The organism is Rhodococcus sp. WB1 (genome assembly GCF_001700945.1).
Taxonomy (GTDB): domain Bacteria; phylum Actinomycetota; class Actinomycetes; order Mycobacteriales; family Mycobacteriaceae; genus Rhodococcus; species Rhodococcus aetherivorans.
The window spans coordinates 21,294-38,161 of sequence record NZ_CP015530.1 but is presented as its reverse complement, the minus strand read 5'-3'; the positions used below and the strand labels follow the sequence as shown (position 1 = coordinate 38,161).

Annotated in this window: 12 protein-coding genes and 1 pseudogene; 12 read left to right on the top strand and 1 reads right to left on the bottom strand. The window is 70.4% G+C overall.

Features of this window, described 5'->3' with window-relative positions; genetic code table 11:
* Nucleotides 1-18: 18 nt before the first annotated feature.
* The 12 genes and pseudogenes from A4U64_RS26725 to A4U64_RS29280 form a co-directional block, all read left to right on the top strand.
* Entirely contained in the window at nt 19-675 is a 657-nt protein-coding gene (locus A4U64_RS26725) for a phage baseplate assembly protein V (RefSeq protein ID WP_065923616.1), read from the top strand.
* A gap of 11 nt (nt 676-686) precedes the next feature.
* Complete coding sequence (locus A4U64_RS26720) at nt 687-968, top strand: PAAR domain-containing protein (protein WP_065923615.1); 282 nt, start codon at nt 687-689, stop codon at nt 966-968.
* Nucleotide 969: 1 nt separating this feature from the next.
* Complete coding sequence (locus tag A4U64_RS26715) at nt 970-1,380, top strand: GPW/gp25 family protein (protein WP_065923614.1); 411 nt, start codon at nt 970-972, stop codon at nt 1,378-1,380.
* A complete protein-coding gene (locus A4U64_RS26710; RefSeq protein WP_065923613.1) occupies nt 1,377-4,616 on the top strand; it encodes a putative baseplate assembly protein in 3,240 nt (1,079 codons plus the stop codon). The genes A4U64_RS26715 and A4U64_RS26710 overlap by 4 nt, the downstream gene beginning before the upstream one ends.
* Nucleotides 4,613-6,841 carry a putative baseplate assembly protein gene (locus A4U64_RS26705; protein WP_065923612.1) on the top strand — a complete coding sequence of 743 codons (2,229 nt, stop codon included), beginning with the start codon at nt 4,613-4,615 and terminating at the stop codon, nt 6,839-6,841. The genes A4U64_RS26710 and A4U64_RS26705 overlap by 4 nt, the downstream gene beginning before the upstream one ends.
* An 8-nt stretch (nt 6,842-6,849) precedes the next feature.
* A complete protein-coding gene (locus tag A4U64_RS26700) occupies nt 6,850-7,686 on the top strand; it encodes a hypothetical protein (RefSeq protein WP_065923611.1) in 837 nt (278 codons plus the stop codon).
* Nucleotides 7,683-8,690, top strand: a complete 1,008-nt coding sequence (locus tag A4U64_RS26695) for a hypothetical protein (protein WP_065923610.1) — start codon at nt 7,683-7,685, stop codon at nt 8,688-8,690. Before A4U64_RS26700 ends, A4U64_RS26695 begins: the two co-directional genes overlap by 4 nt.
* Nucleotides 8,687-10,825 carry a phage tail protein gene (locus A4U64_RS26690; protein WP_065923609.1) on the top strand — a complete coding sequence of 713 codons (2,139 nt, stop codon included), beginning with the start codon at nt 8,687-8,689 and terminating at the stop codon, nt 10,823-10,825. Before A4U64_RS26695 ends, A4U64_RS26690 begins: the two co-directional genes overlap by 4 nt.
* A 12-nt stretch (nt 10,826-10,837) precedes the next feature.
* Nucleotides 10,838-11,692 carry a hypothetical protein gene (locus A4U64_RS26685; protein ID WP_065923608.1) on the top strand — a complete coding sequence of 285 codons (855 nt, stop codon included), beginning with the start codon at nt 10,838-10,840 and terminating at the stop codon, nt 11,690-11,692.
* A gap of 111 nt (nt 11,693-11,803) precedes the next feature.
* A complete protein-coding gene (locus tag A4U64_RS26680) occupies nt 11,804-12,631 on the top strand; it encodes a hypothetical protein (RefSeq protein ID WP_065923607.1) in 828 nt (275 codons plus the stop codon).
* 15 nt (nt 12,632-12,646) lie between these two features.
* Complete coding sequence (locus A4U64_RS26675; protein WP_065923606.1) at nt 12,647-14,764, top strand: eCIS core domain-containing protein; 2,118 nt, start codon at nt 12,647-12,649, stop codon at nt 14,762-14,764.
* A 105-nt stretch (nt 14,765-14,869) separates the two neighbouring features.
* Nucleotides 14,870-15,205 (top strand): annotated as a pseudogene (locus A4U64_RS29280) (eCIS core domain-containing protein); the annotation flags it as partial.
* Nucleotides 15,206-15,806: 601 nt separating this feature from the next.
* On the opposite strand, the gene A4U64_RS27985 reads toward A4U64_RS29280, so the two are convergent.
* Nucleotides 15,807-16,624 (bottom strand): IS5 family transposase gene (locus A4U64_RS27985; protein ID WP_442971938.1). Its coding sequence is split into 2 segments (ribosomal slippage): nt 15,807-16,271 and nt 16,274-16,624, totalling 816 coding nucleotides; the frame shifts between segments, so codons are not numbered across the junction.
* Nucleotides 16,625-16,868 lie beyond the last annotated feature (244 nt).

Sequence of the window (16,868 nt, the reverse complement as noted above, 5' to 3'; positions counted from 1 at the left end):
AAGACGAGGAGAGCGATCATGACAGCACTGTTCGAGTCGGGGACCGCGGACGTCGGGGGCACGCCTCCGATCAGCATCGCCGCGGGGGTCGTGACCAACAACGTCGACGTGCCGATGGAAGGCAAGGTCAAGGTGCGCATCCCGTCGATGGACCGCGAGGTCTGGGCGCGGCTGACGGCACCGGGCGCGGGGTCGGGGACGGGACTGTTCTACGCCCCGCGTGTCCGCGACGAGGTACTGGTGGCCTTCGCGGCGGGTGATCCGAGAGACGCCTTCCTACTCGGCGGGCTGTGGAACCTCGGCGACCGCATCCCGGTCACCGACCCGGTCACCGCGCTGACCTCGCGGATCCTTCGCAGCGGAATGACGCCGGGCACCGGCCACCAGATCGAGCTGGACGACCTGCTGCAGGCGGTCACGATCACTACGTCAACCGGCCAGAAGATCACGATCGACCCGACGAAGATCGAGCTCACCAACCTCGCCGGTTCTGTGAAGGTCACATTGGACAACACCACCCAGTCGGTCAACATCACCGCCGCCAAGTCGATCACGTTGGAGGCGCCGCAGGTCAGCATCAAGGGCGCACAGGTCGAGATCAACGGCGTGGCGAAGACCGATGTCAAGTCGAGCGGTGTCTGCAACGTCGCCGCCCCCCTCGTGAAGATCAACTAGGGGAGCGGACGATGCCTCCAGCTGCGCGCATCCTCGATCCGACCGGGCACCCGGGAACCCTCACCGGACCCGGCGTATCAACGGTGCTCGTCGGCGGCATGCCAGCCGCGGTGGTCGGCGACATGCACGCGTGCGCCATGCCCCCTGTTGCTGGACCGCATCCACCCAGCCCGGTCGTCAAGGGCAGCGCGACGGTCCTGATTGCCGGGCGGCCCGCAGCCCGACTGGGCGATCTGGTCGGTTGCGGCGCACCGATCGTCCTCGGCCTGCCCACCGTGCAGATCGGAGGATGAGATGGTTTCCGATCCTCCGGCCTTCCTCGGCGTCGGCTGGGCCTTCTCGGTCGGGCTGCGGGCCGATGGGACGCCCGCGATGGTCGCCCACGAGGAGGACATCCGGCAGTCCATCAGGATCATTCTGGGTACCGAACCGGGAGAGCGGGTGATGCGGCCGGCCTTCGGCGCGGGCCTGCGCTCGTTCGTGTTCGAGCCGATCAATCCGGGCACGATGATCCGGCTCGGCAACCGCGTCAGGGATGCGTTGGTGGACTTCGAGGCACGCATCGACGTCCTCGACGTGTCCGTGACATCCGACACCGAGGAACGGAACCGGCTCCTCATCGACATCAGCTATCGGGTGCGCAGGACCAACAGCCTGTACAACCTCGTCTACCCGTTCTACCTGGACGAAGGGGCAGCGTCATGAGGCAGCAGCCGGATCCGGTCGTCGACCCCCGAGACGCCGCCGCATTCGTCGCGGCGCTGCTCGCGCGCCGGCCCGGTTACGTGCCCGAATGGCGGCCCGGGGACACGGGACCCGACGTCGCCCTCACCGAGGCCCTGGGCGGCTACCTCGCGGCGATCACCACCCGGCTCAACCAAGTGCCCGTCAAACACCAGCTCGCACTGCTCGCCATGCTGGGGGTCGTGCTCATGCCCGCACAGGCTGCCCGCGCGCCTGTTGTGTTCACCCTGGCGGCCGACACGAACGACAGCCGGGTCCCGGCCGGCACCCGACTCGCCGCCGACCCCCCGGACCCTGAACCGACCGACGCCGATCCGGACCTGCTCGGTGCCCCGGCGGTCACCGCGCCTCCCGGTCCGGTCCTGTTCGAGACCGAACGTGGGCTCGGGCTCGCTGCCGCAAGACTCGTCGAGGTGCGCAGCTTCTGGCCGGGCCGCGACCAATTCATCGACCACACGCCGACCGTCGACGCTGGGCATCCGTTCGTTCCATGGCGACTCGCCGACCTGCAGGACGCTCCGCACCACCTCTACGTCGGGCACTCGACGCTGCTTGCGATCTCTGGGAACAGCGACGTGGCCCTCGAACTCGAACTGAGCCAGGGCTCATCGGAGCCGCTCGACACCGTCTGGGAGTACTGGGACGGCGCCGTGTGGCGGCCATTCCGGAACTCGGTCGCGGCCTGCGACCACCAGGGCGCAGACCTCCAGGACGGCACCGCAGGATTCCGTGGGACGGGAACGGTGCACCTGCTCACCGACTGCGCCGAGACCGCACCCACCACCGTCGCGGGGATCGAAAACTTCTGGATCCGCGGCCGGCTCACCGAGCCGCTGCTGCCCGACCTCGACCAGCTGTTGCCCGAGGTGGAACAGCTCCGGATCTCGACGATCACCATCCGGCCGGTGCGCCCGGCCACCACACCGGCGACGCCGCCGACGATCGTGGGTGGCTTCGCGCCCGATGCCGCCGTCGTCGACGGGACGACAGTCGACCTCGGCGCCCCGTTCTACCCGTTCGGCATGAACCCCCAGCCGGGCGCGGTGTTCTACTTCTCCTCCGCAGAAGCCTTCGGCAAGCCGGGGGCCCAGCTACACGTGTGCTATGTCCGGACACAGACGCCCCAGGACGAGCTGGCGGGCACGACGACGAGCCCGCTCACCCACCACGTCGCTTGGGAATACTGGAACGGCCGTGAGTGGGCCGTGGTGCCGGGGTTCACGGCGGACCCCGAGACCGCGCCGGCCGACCTCAACCCGGGCGTGCCCGAAACCAACCCGGACGTGCCCGAAACCAACCCGGACGTGTCCGACACCGACGCGGCCGGATTCGGCACCGTGGTGCTGACGGTGCCCGAGGACATGGAGCCGACGACCGTCGCCGACGTCGAGGGCCGCTGGATGCGCGTGCGGCTGGTCAGCGGCGGGTTCGGATTTACCCAGACGGTCACCTGGACCGACACCCGAACCGAGAAGAAGAACACGCTAACCTACGTCGTCAGTACCCCACCGGCGCTGACCGAGATCAAGCTCGGCTACTCCTGGACCTTCGGCCCGTTCCCGCCGGAACGGGTGCTCACCTACAACGACTTCCAATACACCGACGGCACCGACGAGGCGATCTGGCCCGGCCGGGTCTTCCGACCGTTCACCCCCCCGCCGGACCTGACGCCCGCGCTCTACCTCGGCTTCGACAAACCACTGCCGGTCGACCGGATCGGTCTGCTCTTCGACATCTGGAAGGACCTGGACAGCGACCTCGGACCGGCGCTGACGTGGGAGTTCTGGAACGGCAGCCGATGGCGCACACTTACCGTGGCGGACGGCACCCGCCGGCTCCGGCTGCCCGGCCTGGTCGAACTGATCGGACCCCGCGACGGCGCCCCGCTGGCCCGCTTCGGCACGCCCCGCTGGTGGCTGCGCGCCCGCCTCGCCGAGGACGGCCCGCCGGGCAGCCCGACGATCCGCGCGATCCTCCCGAACGCCACCTGGGTCGTACAGCAGCAGACGATCGTCGACGACCCCATCGGCACAAGCACCGGACTCCCGGACCAAACCTTCGCCATCCGTCAGATACCGGTGCTGCCCGGGGAGCAGATCGAGGTGCGCGAGCTCGCTGGTGCCCGTGCCGCCGTCGAGTGGCGAATCGTGGCCCGCGAACTCTTCCCCGGCGACCAGCGCGCCCTGCGGGAGATCGAGGCACTGCTCGGCCGCGAGGCGGCGGGCGACATCACCTACCGGACGCTACGGCTGCGCCGGGACCGTGACAAGAATGTCGTCGAGGTGTGGGTGCGGTGGACGGCCGTGCACGAGCTGTTCCGCTCCGGACCCCACGACCGTCACTACATCCTCGAACGCTCCCGCGGCCGGCTGCAGTTCGGCGGGAGCGGCACAGGCAAGGTGCCGCCGGCCGGCGCGGCGATCCTCGCCCGCCGCTACCAGAGCGGCGGCGGCCGGATCGGCAACGTCCCCACCGGGGCGATCACGAAACTCCAGGGCTCGGTAGCTGGGTTGGAGTCGGTCCACAATCCGATGCCCGCCGAGGGCGGCTCCGACGGCGAGACGCTCGGTGCGTTGCGTCGGCGCGGGCCCGCGACCCTGCGGCACCGGGGCCGCGGGTTGTCGGTGACCGACCTGGCGGCGCTGGCGCGGGAGGCCTCGCCCGCGGTCGCCGCGGCCACCGCGCTGGCCGGCCGCACCGCGGACGGCAGGCGTCGCCCGGGCCACATCACGCTCGTGATCGTTCCGGCCACCGCGGAGCCCCGACCGCAGCCGTCGTTCGGGCTGCGCGAGCAGGTTCGCCGCTACGTCGAGGCCCGGGCCGAGGCCACCGTAGCCGGCCTCGGCCGGATCGAGGTCACCGGGCCGGAATACCAGCCCGTCGACGTAGAGGCGACGATCGTGGCCGACGACCCGGCCGAGTCCGGCCCGGTGGCGGTGCGGGCCCGGGCCGCGCTCGAACGGCTGCTCCACCCGGTACACGGCGGCCCGGACGGGACCGGTTGGGCCGCCGGACGCGGTGTGGCCTTGTCCGACGTCGCGGCGGTGTTGGAACGGGTGGCCGGCGTCGACCACGTCGAACACCTGGCGCTGTCCGTGGACGGACGCCTCGGCGGCGAGCAGGTCGTAGTGGCCGCCCACCGGACGGTGGTCGCTGGCACGCTGCACCTCGAGCTGGCCGAGGGGGTGACGCGATGACAAGCGTGCCGCTGCCGAACCTGGACGACCGGCGCTGGGCCGACCTGGTCGAGGAGGGACGGGCACTGATCCCCTTCCACGCCCCGGAATGGACCGATCACAACGTCCACGACCCGGGCATCACGGTCCTGGAACTGTTCGCCTGGGTCGCCGAGATGGACCTCTACCGCGTCAATCGGATCACGGACGCACATCGCCGCAAGTTCCTCGCCCTCGCCGGAATCACCCCCGCACCGCCCCGATCCGCCACAACGATTCTCGGACTCGGGCTCGCCCCGGGCACGCCGCCCACCCCGCTTCCAGCCGGCCTGGAGTTCACCGGGAACGACCCGTACGGGGTTCCGGTTCGGGTCCGGGCACGGCATGGGCTGACTGTGCAGCCCGGCCGATTGGCCACCGTACTTGCCACCGGCGCTCGTGACGAGGATCCCCGTGACCTCACCCCGGCCTGGTCGCACGGCGAGCCGATCCAGCCGTTCGGGCCCGACCCGGGCCCGGGCGCGGCGCTCTACCTCGGGTTCGATCTGCCCGCTCCGTGGCCGATGGGGACACCCCTCAGCCTGGGCTTCGCCCTCGCCGGCGGGCGGTCCGGTGTCGACGAGCGAGCGGCGTTCGCGGCCGAGGCCGCCGCCCATGTCGCCAGCCGCGTCCGGCCGTGGGATGTCCTCAGCTGCTCGCAACCGACCACACCGCTGGCCGGGGCGGGGCTCGTGCACCACGACGTCGTGCTGCGCTGGGAGTTGCGCCTCGCGCCGCAGATCTGGCTGCCGCTGCCCGCGGACGCCGTCGACGACGGCACCCGTGCGCTGACCCTGGACGGGCGGATGGTTGTGCGGGTCCCGGCACCGGCGTCTGCCGGCCTGGTGGGCGCGCATCCCGAGGACCGTACCTGGCTGCGACTTCGGTTGGTCCGCGGCGGCTACGACGCCGTGCCCATCTTGGCGGGTCTGACGGACAACGCCGTGCAAGTGGAACAGGCCGTCCCTGCGGTCGTGCGGCTCCGGCTGGCGCCGAACGTCCATGTGGATGGCACGCCGCCCGTCCCAGGCGAGCTGACCGCCCTCGACGCGGTGCTCGGTCAAAGCAACGAGGTGCTCCACCTGAAGTTCGGTCCGGTCACCCCCGCACGACCGACCGTGCGGCTACTCGCTCTGGACCTTCCGAAACAGCAGCTGACCATCGAGGCGGCGGCACTGATCCGGGGGACCGGCGGACCCGAACAGCAGGTCGTGGTCCCCGGCGCGCCGCTCGTGGCCGCCGGAGTGAGCGTGGCCGGCTTCGAGGACGGCAGGTGGCGGGGCTGGACGCCCCGGCCGGACTTCGACGCGAGCACCCGGTCGGACGCGCACGTCGTCGTCGACCCGTCGACCGGCGCGGTGCGCTTCGGCGACGGCGAACACGGCCGAGTCCCGCCTGCGGGGGCGACGGTGCTGATCACCGCCGACCTGACCCGGGCGCAGGACGGAAACGTGACCGCCGGGGCCATCACCGCGTTAGCCGACACCCCCCACAACCGAGCGGTCGTCCCGGAGCTCGCAGAGCTGACTGCGCAGCTGGCCCGGATCACCAATATCGTGCCTGCGATCGGCGGTACGGCCGCGGAGACCGTGCCATCCGCGATCGCCCGCGCCCGCGACCGCCACCGGCAGGCGGGCCGGGCGGTGACCTTGGACGACTACGCCGAGCTCGCCCGGCAGACCCCGGGCGTCCGCCTCGCGCGGGTCGAGGCCCGCGCCAACCTGCATCCCGGGTTCGGTTGCCAGCGCGCCCCGGGCGTGGTGACAGTGATCGTCCTGCCGCACCTACCGGTGGACCGCCCGACGCCCCGGCCCGGCCTGCGCCGCGCGGTCGCCGCCTACCTGGACCGACGTCGGGTCATCGGCACCCGAATCGAGGTGACCGGGCCGCAGTACGTGCGCGTCACCGTTCGGGCCGCGGTGCGCGCCGTGGCAGGGAACGGGACAGATGAGCTCGCCGACGCGGTCCGTGCCGCCCTGAACCGCTTCCTGCACCCCCTGGTCGGCGGACCGGATGCCACCGGCTGGCCGTTCGGACGCGATGTCTACCGATCGGAGATGCTGGCCGTGATCGACGAGGTCCAGGGAGTCGAACACGTCGACGCCTTGGAGCTGATTTCCGGCGACGGCACAGTGAGCTGCGGGAACGTCTGCGTCGGCCCGCTCGGCCTGGTCGACGCCGGCCCGCACGAGATCGATGTGAGGTGAACCGATCAATGGCCCATCCCCTGCCCAGGACCGGCCCGCTGCGCCTGCGTCACCACCGCGGCGAGACCCTGTCCGGACGCGACTTCACCGCCCAGACCGAGCAGGACGACCAGCTGCGGTGGTGGCACAACCGCGCCCTGCACCACACGTACGGGATCGTCTCCGGGCTCGGTGTCGCGATCGGCGACGACGGTGTCGCAATCGTGGAGCCGGGCCTCGCCTACGACTGCCACGGCCGCGAGCTGATCCTCGACCGGCAGCGCCGGGTGCCGGTCCCGCCCGGCGACCCGACACCCGAGCTGGCGCTGACTCGGTGCAGGGACAAAGTGGTGCTGTGCTGGGTGCCGTCGGGGTCCGTCGTGCCCGCAGGTGGCGTCCCGCTCGGCGCCGCCGGGGACGGCGCACCGCAGGTTCGGGCACTAGCCCGCCCCCGCATCGGGCGTGGTGCAACCATCCCCGGCGCCACGGCCTGGGAGCCCTGGATGGAGCAGGACAACACGCAGAAGCCGCTGAAGCTCGGCATCCAGGTCGAGGTGGACACCTCTGCCGCCGGCTTCACAACCACTCCCTGCTACTTCGCCCAGGTCACCGGATCGATCTGGGACGCACGACTGCCGTTCCTGCTGCTCGGGCCGTTCGAGCACATCGCCCGGCAACAGCGGGACGGATTCACCTTCCGGTTGCTGATGCCCTGGCTGTACATGATGGAGGGCTTCACTCCCCAGCAACGGATCGTCGCGTCGCGGCCCTTGGATCTCCGAGAGGCCATCCGAAGCGTCACCCAGATCACCAACCTCGCGATCGCCTGGACCGGCATCCAACAGCAGGGGGAAGGACGGCCATGAGCTCGCTGGACGACACCCGCTCGGTCGAACGGCAGCGCTTCTTCGACGGACAGCGCCTGTTCGCCGACGATCTGCAGCGCATCGAGCAGTTCAACCGGGAGATGCGCTGGCTGCACAACACGAGCCTGCACCAGCCCGGCATCGGCAACGGCTTCACGGTGACCGGGCATAAGGGCGAGCGACAGGTGGGCATCGGGCCCGGGTACGCGATCGACAACCTCGGCCGGGAGATCGTGCTGACCGGCCCGCGCACCGTGCCCGTCCCACCAGTGGCCGACGACGGGACCGGACAGCCTCAACATTTCATGCTGACCGTGCAGTACCCGGACGACGCGGACCTGGAAGAGGTGGAGCACCGCGCCGGTCTCTGCGGCACCGACGGGGCCGTCCGGCTGCGCGAGGAACCGATCTTCTGCTGGGTTCCCCTCAACCCCGACGGCACCCCGGCGAACGACCAGACCGACATCCTCACAGGCCGAGACCTCGTACTCGCCGAAGCTGCGGTGCGCCACTGTCAGCTCGACCGCGACATCGACATCGCACAGCGCCGCAACGCCCGCCCGCCGTCGCAGCCCTACATCGCGTGCGGTGTACAGACACCGACCGAGTGGGAGGACTGGAACCCATGGGACGACGAGGGCAACCCCCAGGTCGACGGGGTGTCACTGGGGACTGTCCTCCGGACGTTTTACCAGGTCCGCGGCGGGCTCACGGCCTGCATCGACACCGGACAAGCCGGTTTCCGGACGGTCCCGTGCTACTTCGCCCGGATCGACGGCATCCGATTGTTCACCATCGGGGACATGAGGGAGGAGTCGTCCACCATCATCCTCGACGGGCAACTCAGCATCGTCGAGCCGACCCCGACCGGTTTCCGAGTCCGGGTGATCGTCCTGGAGTTCACCCACGGTGACGGAGACCGGGACGCGGAGCAGCGGCTGTCGTCGGTGGCCGAGTTGATCGCCGACAAATGGACGGTCGGTTGGATGGGGGTTGAGGGATGACCGCCGGGGTCGAGGCAGGCGTCGTCCATGTCAACCGGGACGACGCCTGGCCCGAGTTCCACCTCCGCGGGTTGGAACTCGTCGACGGTCGGCTCCGCCTCGCCGACCTACCTGCCGCCATGAAGTCCGTTGCCCCGCAGCCCGGCCGAGCCACGGACACCCCGGCAGGTCTCGCGGTCGCCGCCGACGGAACTGTCTTCACAACCGACCCGGCCACCGGAACCGTATTCCGGTTCGACTGCGACGGGCAGTGGCGGGCTATGCCGTGCCTCGGCGGCGTCGGCACCGAACCGACCGAACTCCGCGACCCTGGCGGCCTTGTGGTGCACCCCGGCCGGGCGGCGCTGATCGTCGCCGACACCGGTAACGACCGCCTGCAACTGTTCGACCTGAACACCTACCAGCTGCTCGACGTGTGGGGCGATCCCGGCCCAGCGTCCCGGCCGGACCACTTCGACGAACCGGTCGCTGTCGACGTGGACCCGACCGGGGACGTCTACGTCGTCCACCGCGGCAACCGACGAGTACAGCGCTTCGCGGCGGGCGGCGAAATCGTGGTGGCCTTCGCTGCACGGCTAGGCAACGAGGCCGACCTCGTCGACCCGGTCGCGGTGGCCGTCGTCGTCGACCCGGACGGACCGGTGGTCTGCATCCTGGACCGCGGCCGCCGCGCACTGGTCGTCGCCGACCCGACCGGACACGTGCTCGCCGACCACGCACTGGAGGTGCCCGCCGACCCTCTCGGGCTGGCCGTGACCCAGGACGCGGTCTACGTCGGCGCGGGAGGCTCGGTGCTGCGGCTACGCCGGGACGGAACCCTGGTCGGGGCCGCGGCCGGGTACGCCGGCCCGGTCGCCGCGCTCGCCCTCGACGGCCACGGCGGACTCCTCGTGCACTCGGGCGGCTCCAGCCCACCTGCGCGGCTGACGCTGGGCGCCGCGTTCGTCCGCTGCGGCATGGCGTGGGGCGGCCCGTTCGGCGGATTCGCGCCGCTGAAGAAGGATTGGCAGCGGGTCGTCGCGACGCTGGCGGCGCTGCCGGCGGGCGCGCATGCGCAGCTGTTTGTGCACACCACGGACAGCCCGGCACACGAGCCGACCATCTACGGGGCCTCGCTCGACCCGTTCCGCGTCCCGCAGTGGAGCCCCGGCCCTCCCGACCTGGCGGAGTTCCTGGTACAGCGGCCCGCGGCACGATTCGCCTGGATCGGCGTCCTGCTCACCGGCGACGGGACGGGCACGGCCGAGGTCGAGCAGATTCGGCTCGAATACAACCACCCCGGCTACCTCCCACACCTGCCGGCGGTGTACCACGACGACCGATCCGCCTTCCTGCCGCGCTACCTGGCGCTCGCGGAGAGCCTGTTCGGCGAAGTGGAGGACGAGATCGCCGGTCTGCCCCGGCTGCTCGACTCGGCCGCCGCGCCGACACCGTTTCTCGCGGAGTTGGCCCGCTGGATGGCAGTCGACGTCGTCGCGCACCGGCACATTTCGACTTTGCGGGACGTGGTCGCCCACGCCTACGAGGAGTCGGCGCTGCGCGGCACGACCACCGGGCTGCGACAGGCCCTGCGCCGCAGCACCGGTGTGGACGTCTGGATCGACGAACCGATCACGGCGGCCGGGTGGTGGGCACTCGCTGCGGGCGAGGCGAGCCCGGACGCCGAGCGGGAGACCTCCGTCCTTGGCGTGACCACCCGGCTCGCCGCCGCCGAACCACAGGGCGCCGTGCTCGGGTCCACCGCCACCGTCGACCGTGCACACCTGATCGAGAACGACAAGTACGGCATGCCACTGTTCGACGAGGTCGCACACCGGTTCACTGTGCGCGTCTACCAGGGGGCGAACTACAGCGCCGAGCGGCTTGCGGCCGTCGAGGCCGTGCTGCAGCGGGAATGCCCGGCGCACACCGAGTATCAGATCTGCCGCGTGGACCCAGGATTCCCGATCGGCAAAGGCAACAGGCTCGGCATCGACACCATCGTCCGCGGCCAGCTACCGCCGGCCCCGCTCGGAGAGCAGGCGGTGCTCGGCGACAGGTTCGTACTCGGCGGGGCGCCGCCCGGGCGCATCGGGCAACCCGGCGGAATCGGCGTGTCGACACGCCTCGGTTCGGCGTCGGTTCGAGACCAGTGACGTGGAGGAATCATGAACGCAACATCCGGGTCGGCGCGGCAATCGGGGTTGGTCGCGCCCAGGCGCAACCGCTTCTTCCACGGGAAGATGATGGACGTCTACCACTTCGAGCTGGAGACGGCCTACGGCATCGAGATGCGACGGCTGCTCAACCGTTTGGTGACCGGCAGCGGCGTCGTCTGCGGACTCGACGTGGAGGAGGGCGACGGCTGCGCGGTCGTGATCACAAGCGGGGTCGCGATCGACCGTCGGGGCCGGGAGATCGTCGTGCCGACGCGCACGCCCTCGATACCGATCCCGCCCGCGCTGATTGCGCGAGTATGCCGCTCGGACGGGGCGGACTCCGAGGACGACGACGGTCGCGGCGCGGCGGCCGCTGATCCGGCCCACCAGGCCGATGCGCGCGACGGCGGATACTCGGGAAAGCCGCGGTCGCACGAGGGCTGGGTCACCGTGGGGCTCTGCTACCACGAGTGCGAGACCGATCCCGTGGCCGTACTCGCCGGTGACTGCGAAACTACAACACCCTGCGCGCCCGGCGCGGTCCGCGAGCACTACCGGGTCACGTTCGAGCCAGGTCAGGTGGAGGCGCCGGAGCTGAGCTGCCGGTTCCCGGACGTGCTGTACCGCGGCGAGCTGGACTACGCCGCGTTGGCCCGCTGGATCACCCGGGAATGCCCCCCGCCGCCCCGAAACCCTTGCATCCCACTGGCCAACGTGCGCCTGCACTGCGACTCGGAGCCGGGCGAATGCGCAATCGACGACATCGACATCACAATCCGCCCGCTCGTGTTCGGCAACGACATCCTCGTCGACATCCTCACCCGGATCGTCGACGAGGAACGTTCGGACCGGAACGCCCGGTAAGTCCCTCCCCACCTGACCACAGGAGCGATCATGCAGCACGTGACGAGGTCCCGGTCCGCCGGTTCATGGAGCGGCGTCCGGGAACGGCCCCGCTACTTCCCCCGACAGCTCATGACCCCCGACGAACTGACCCTGGAGGCCGACTACTTCCGCGACCGGCTCCGCCGGCACAACGTGTACCTGCACGGCTGGGGGGTCGTGTGCGGCGCGCTGGTCTGTCCGGTGCCGAACGAGCACGGCGGTACGAAGCCATGGATGGTGCAGGTGCAACCCGGCTACGTCCTTGGCCCATACGGCGATGAGATCCTGATCGACTTCCCACGCGAGGTGTCGCTACAGGGCAACGCCACCGTCGCCGATCCCGACGACGCTGACGATGTCTGGTGCACAGAGGTACGTGTCGAACAACCGGAGGGGCCGCGGTACGTCGCGGTGCGCTACCGCGAGGTGCCGGCGAGGCCGGTGCGCGCCCAGCCGGCCGAGTGCGGCTGCGACGAGACACCGTGCGAATACTCCCGGTACTGCGACGGCTACGAGATTCGCGCCCTCACCCTCGACGGCTGCCCCAACTCACACCTGCCTCCGGAAGATGTCCCGACGACAGGGAACCCGACTTGTCCCCCCGTTCCGGACAGCCCGTGGGTGGTGCTGGCCGAGGTGACCCTCGAAGACGACGGCACGATCACGAAGATCGACAACTGTGCGTGCCGCCGGATCGTGGTGTCCGCTCAGGATAACTGGCGCACGTGCGCCTCAAACGACGTCGACACTCCAGCGCCCCAGGACGAGGCTGAGCCCACCGAACCGACCGACGGCACCGAGCCCAAGTCCCCTGCGGGTGACAGGGGTAGCGGGGACAGCGGCGGTGGCGGCGCGGGACCACGCGCTTCCCGGTCGCGCCGGACGCCTCAAAGCCGGACGTCCGGAGACCGGAAATGACTCGAGGAGCCGGACGTGCGTGCGCGTGAACCGGCGGCCACGTCGCCAGGGGTCGGGGGCGCCCGCCAGGCCCGCGCGGGCCCTGTCACCCCGCAGGCGGACGTGCCGGTCGGTAACCGGGCGAGGCTGATGCAGCGGTCCTGCGACCGCACCACCAGCGGCTGTGGCTGTGGCGGTGACGACCGCGAGGACGGCGTGGTGCGGCGGACCCCGGCCGGGCCGGGCTCCGCGGGGCTCCAGCCAGTGCCGCCGACCGTCGACCGGGTGCTGCGGTCGGGCGGGGTCGCCCTGGACCCGGGCGTCCGCAGGCTCATGGAGTCCCGGTTCAGCCATGACTTCGGTGGGGTGCGGGTGCACACCGACGCCGCGGCGGCGTCCTCGGCAAAGGAGGTCGGTGCGACGGCCTACACCAGGGGACACGATGTGGTCTTCGCCGCGGGCCGCTACTCGCCCCAGTCCGTCGAAGGTGTACGGCTTTTAGCGCACGAGCTCGCCCATGTCATCCAGCAAGCTAGTACGCCTATGGCCGGGTCGCTGTGGATCGGCAACGCGGACGCTCCGGAGGAGTACGAGGCCCGCCGTGTGGCTGACGAGGTGCTCGGGAGCGGACCGGTGAGGCTGCCCCGACCGACCGGGATCGGGTTCCTGTACGCCGAGGACAACCCCACGGAGCTGCGGCGCCAGCTGGTAGCCCTGGAGAAGAAGGCGGCGGAGTCGGGGAGCCTGCCCACCGAGGAGGTGACGGCCCTGCAGCAGGAGCGCGCGGCCCTGCAGCATCGGCTGGTCGCCGCTGTGCGAGCGTCGGTGCGCCCGGCGGGCGGCGGCGCTGCGTCCCTGTCCCCGGCTGGCGCGGCGGCATCGCCCCCCGCCGTGCTGTCGGCGCCCGTCGGCGAGAACCCCACGCCGGAGTCGATGGTGCGGCTCGTCGTCGAACAGCGCCAGTTCGCCGCCGCGAAGCCCACTCCTGAGGGCGGTATCCCGCCGATTCCCCATGCGTCCCTGGCCGAGGGCACGCGGGGCACGCCGGCAGGGCCCGGGTACCAGACCAACGCGGCTATCAAGATCGTCGACGCACAGGGCAACCAGGTGGCGTTCGAGCTGGCCGTCTACGAGGGTGGCGGCAACCCGCACGCCGAGGCCCAGGGCGTGACCCGCCTAAGGCTGCGGTTGGGCGGCAGGACCCTCCCCGGAGGGCGCGTCATCGTGGCGGTCGACCAAGTCGCCTGCGGCGGCTGCCTCGCGCGGCTGCGCGCCTTCGCCGAGGAGCTAAAGGCGGCTGCCTTCGAGGTGTGGGCTCCGACGGCACAGGAGGGGCGCACGGCGGGTCCAAAGACGACGGCACGCACAGCGGCCACCGCACCGGCACGACCCGGTCCACCGCCCGTGTCCGAGACCCCCGGCGGGGCTGCCTACCGCTACGTGCCGAAGATGATCCAGGGCGAGTCGTTGCCGATCTCACCACCCCCGGCACCCTCGTCGGCAGCGGCGGCGCCGTCCGGCACCGCCACAGGGCCCGGGCCGGTCGAGAAGCCCGCGGTGACTACCCCAGAGACGGTCGCCCCGGTCGAGAAGCCCACGGTGACCACCCCGGAAGTGGGGACGAGGCGGCCGGGGTTGGCAGGGGGGCGTCTTAAGGGCATCGGGTCGGGCGTGCTCAGTTTCTTCGGTCCGATCGCGGTCGGCTGGATCCACCAGCGCGCGGTCCAGAAGCGGGTCAAGGAGCAGGCTGCCAGCCAGGGCTACGTCCCCGAAGATGCCCCCAGCGGTGAGGGCCGGCTCTACGACCTGGGCGCCTGGCTGATCGACCCGGGCCGGGATGCAGAGCTCAGCGTGCCGCCCAGCAGCCGGATCAACGTGCCGGTCTGGCGGATCCGGATCCGCGCAACCGCGGCGGCCAAAGGGGTCGGGGACACCATGTCGTTCGGATGGGACGTGGGCGAGTGCCGCTTCGACATTTTCGGCCGCCAGGTGGTGAACCGGCACGAGGTGGTCTACCGGAAGGGGGCCGACGGACGGTGGACGGTCAAGGAGGGTGACTCCGTCGGCACGCTCGACCTCAACCGAGTCATCGATCCAACCGTGCCCGACTCTGCCATTGAGGCGGCGATCTTCGCCGACCCGTGCACGGCATGAGGCCCGTGAGGTTCCGGCGTAACGGAGGAGCTGACGGCGACCCCTCGGCTATACTGAGCCAGAGAAACGGCAGGTGGGGATGCGGCTGTACGTGGCTCCAGGACCGTGACCGGCGGCCGCCGGTCCGGGGTCCTCCGCCGAGCGGGGGCTCCCGTCGGCCACGGACTGCGGCACGAGCAGCGGAGCGCGTCGACCGCCGCGGCTCTCGGGACGCCCGGCCAGGCGCTCGACCCGGCGCTACGAGCGCTGTTCGAGCAGCGGTTTGGCCGGTCATTCGCCGGGATTCGGGTGCACACCGGCGCTGAAGCGTCGTCGTCGGCCGACGTCCTCGGCGCGGCGGCCTACACTGTCGGCCAAGACATCGTTTTCGGGCACGGCCGCTACGCGCCCGGTTCCAAGCGCGGGCGCGGCCTGCTCGCCCACGAGCTGGCACACGTCGCGCAGCAGGACGCCGCGTCGTCGCTGACGCCCGGCGCCCAAGAGGGAGGACCACGGCCTGGAACGGCAGGCGGACGCCATGGCCGGGGCCGCGGCGCGGGGCGCGCCGGGGCCGGCGCCGGTCTCGGTAGACCGGGGGAGCGACAGTGGAGTGCGTGCCAGAAACGGGGCCCAGTTCGGGTCGCTTGGTCTGACACTTCAGCTCACTTAGTACTGCAACGACACTTCGGCTCGCACATCCAGGAAAGTGCAGGTCGTTGCTCTCATATCCACGCAGTCGATGGATGGCGTTTCACCAGGTCGCCAACCTTCGGATCCGGAAGTGTCGTTGCAGTATTAGTACTGCAACGACACTTCGGCTCGCACATCCAGGAAAGTGCAGGTCGTTGCTCTCATATCCACGCAGTCGATGGATGGCGTTTCACCAGGTCGCCAACCTTCGGATCCGGAAGTGTCGTTGCAGTATTAGTACTGCAACGACACTTCGGCTCGCACATCCAGGAAAGTGCAGGTCGTTGCTCATATCCACGCAGTCGATGGATGGCGTTTCACCAGGTCGCCAACCTTCGGATCCGGAAGTGTCGTTGCAGTATTAGGGGATGTCTCATTTGGGGAGCTTCTTCCAGCACGTCAGCGCGGCGGCGAGTTGGAGGAAACCGGCGAAGTGCTCGCCGTGACGTTCGTAGCGGATCGTCAGCCGGCGGTAGCCGGTCAGCCACGCCAGGGTGCGTTCGATCTTCCACCGGTACCGGCCGAGGCGTTCGCTGCTCTCGACGCCGCGGCGCGCGATGCGTGGGACGATACGTCGGGCGCGCAGCCACCGGCGGTGGACGGGGTAGTCGTAGCCCTTGTCCGCCCGCAACCGGCCGGGTCGCCGGCGCCGCGGCCCGCGGCGCGAGCGCACCGCCGGGATCGCGGTCACCATCGGTTGCAGCATGACGCTGTCGTGGGTGTTCGCCGAGGTCACCGCGGTCACGAGCGGGATGCCGTCGGCGTCGGAGAGGATGTGGATCTTCGAGCCGTTCTTGCCGCGATCGACCGGACTGGGGCCGGTCAGAGAGCCCCCCTTTTTGCCCGGACGTGGGCTGCGTCCAGGATCGCCGCGGACCAGTCCAGGTCCCCGCCGGCGCCGAGCCGGTCGAGGACCTGGCGGTGCAGCTCGTCGAACACCCCGGCCCGGGCCCACGCGGCGAAGCGGCGGTGCGCGGTCGGGACGCTGACCCCGAACGACGGCGGCAGGTGCCGCCACGCGCAACCGCTGGTGAGCACATAGACGATGGCAGTGAACACCGCCCGATCGTCCAGCGCCGTCCGCCCACCACCCTGGGGCCGCGCCCGGAATCCGGGCAGCAACGGTTCGACGATCTCCCACAACGCATCCGGCACCAACCGGGAAGACAACGCATCGACCACGACCGTCATCATGCCGCACACACGATCTAATCCATAAGAGACACGCTCTTAGTGGTCTCAAATCGGTCCGAGTGCTTCCGCCGTCTTACGAGGTACAGCTGTCGGACTGCAACGACGCACGATGGGCATGCGCAGGAGAACTCGCCCTCCTTCGTCTGGTCGCTCCTTCATAATTATCGCTACAACGCAATTGGTGGATAAGCACGATTATCCATCACAACTGTTGCAGTGCAGTACTTTTGGACAGAACAAC

Excerpts from the sequence above, each read along its gene's own strand:
- A4U64_RS26705 (WP_065923612.1), top strand. The coding sequence starts at position 4,613 with ATGACAAGCGTGCCGCTGCCGAACCTGGACGACCGGCGCTGGGCCGAC.
- A4U64_RS26720 (WP_065923615.1), top strand. The coding sequence starts at position 687 with ATGCCTCCAGCTGCGCGCATCCTCGATCCGACCGGGCACCCGGGAACC.
- A4U64_RS26685 (WP_065923608.1), top strand. The coding sequence starts at position 10,838 with ATGAACGCAACATCCGGGTCGGCGCGGCAATCGGGGTTGGTCGCGCCC.
- A4U64_RS26690 (WP_065923609.1), top strand. The coding sequence starts at position 8,687 with ATGACCGCCGGGGTCGAGGCAGGCGTCGTCCATGTCAACCGGGACGAC.
- A4U64_RS26700 (WP_065923611.1), top strand. The coding sequence starts at position 6,850 with ATGGCCCATCCCCTGCCCAGGACCGGCCCGCTGCGCCTGCGTCACCAC.
- A4U64_RS26695 (WP_065923610.1), top strand. The coding sequence starts at position 7,683 with ATGAGCTCGCTGGACGACACCCGCTCGGTCGAACGGCAGCGCTTCTTC.
- A4U64_RS26680 (WP_065923607.1), top strand. The coding sequence starts at position 11,804 with ATGACCCCCGACGAACTGACCCTGGAGGCCGACTACTTCCGCGACCGG.
- A4U64_RS26710 (WP_065923613.1), top strand. The coding sequence starts at position 1,377 with ATGAGGCAGCAGCCGGATCCGGTCGTCGACCCCCGAGACGCCGCCGCA.
- A4U64_RS26725 (WP_065923616.1), top strand. The coding sequence starts at position 19 with ATGACAGCACTGTTCGAGTCGGGGACCGCGGACGTCGGGGGCACGCCT.
- A4U64_RS26715 (WP_065923614.1), top strand. The coding sequence starts at position 970 with ATGGTTTCCGATCCTCCGGCCTTCCTCGGCGTCGGCTGGGCCTTCTCG.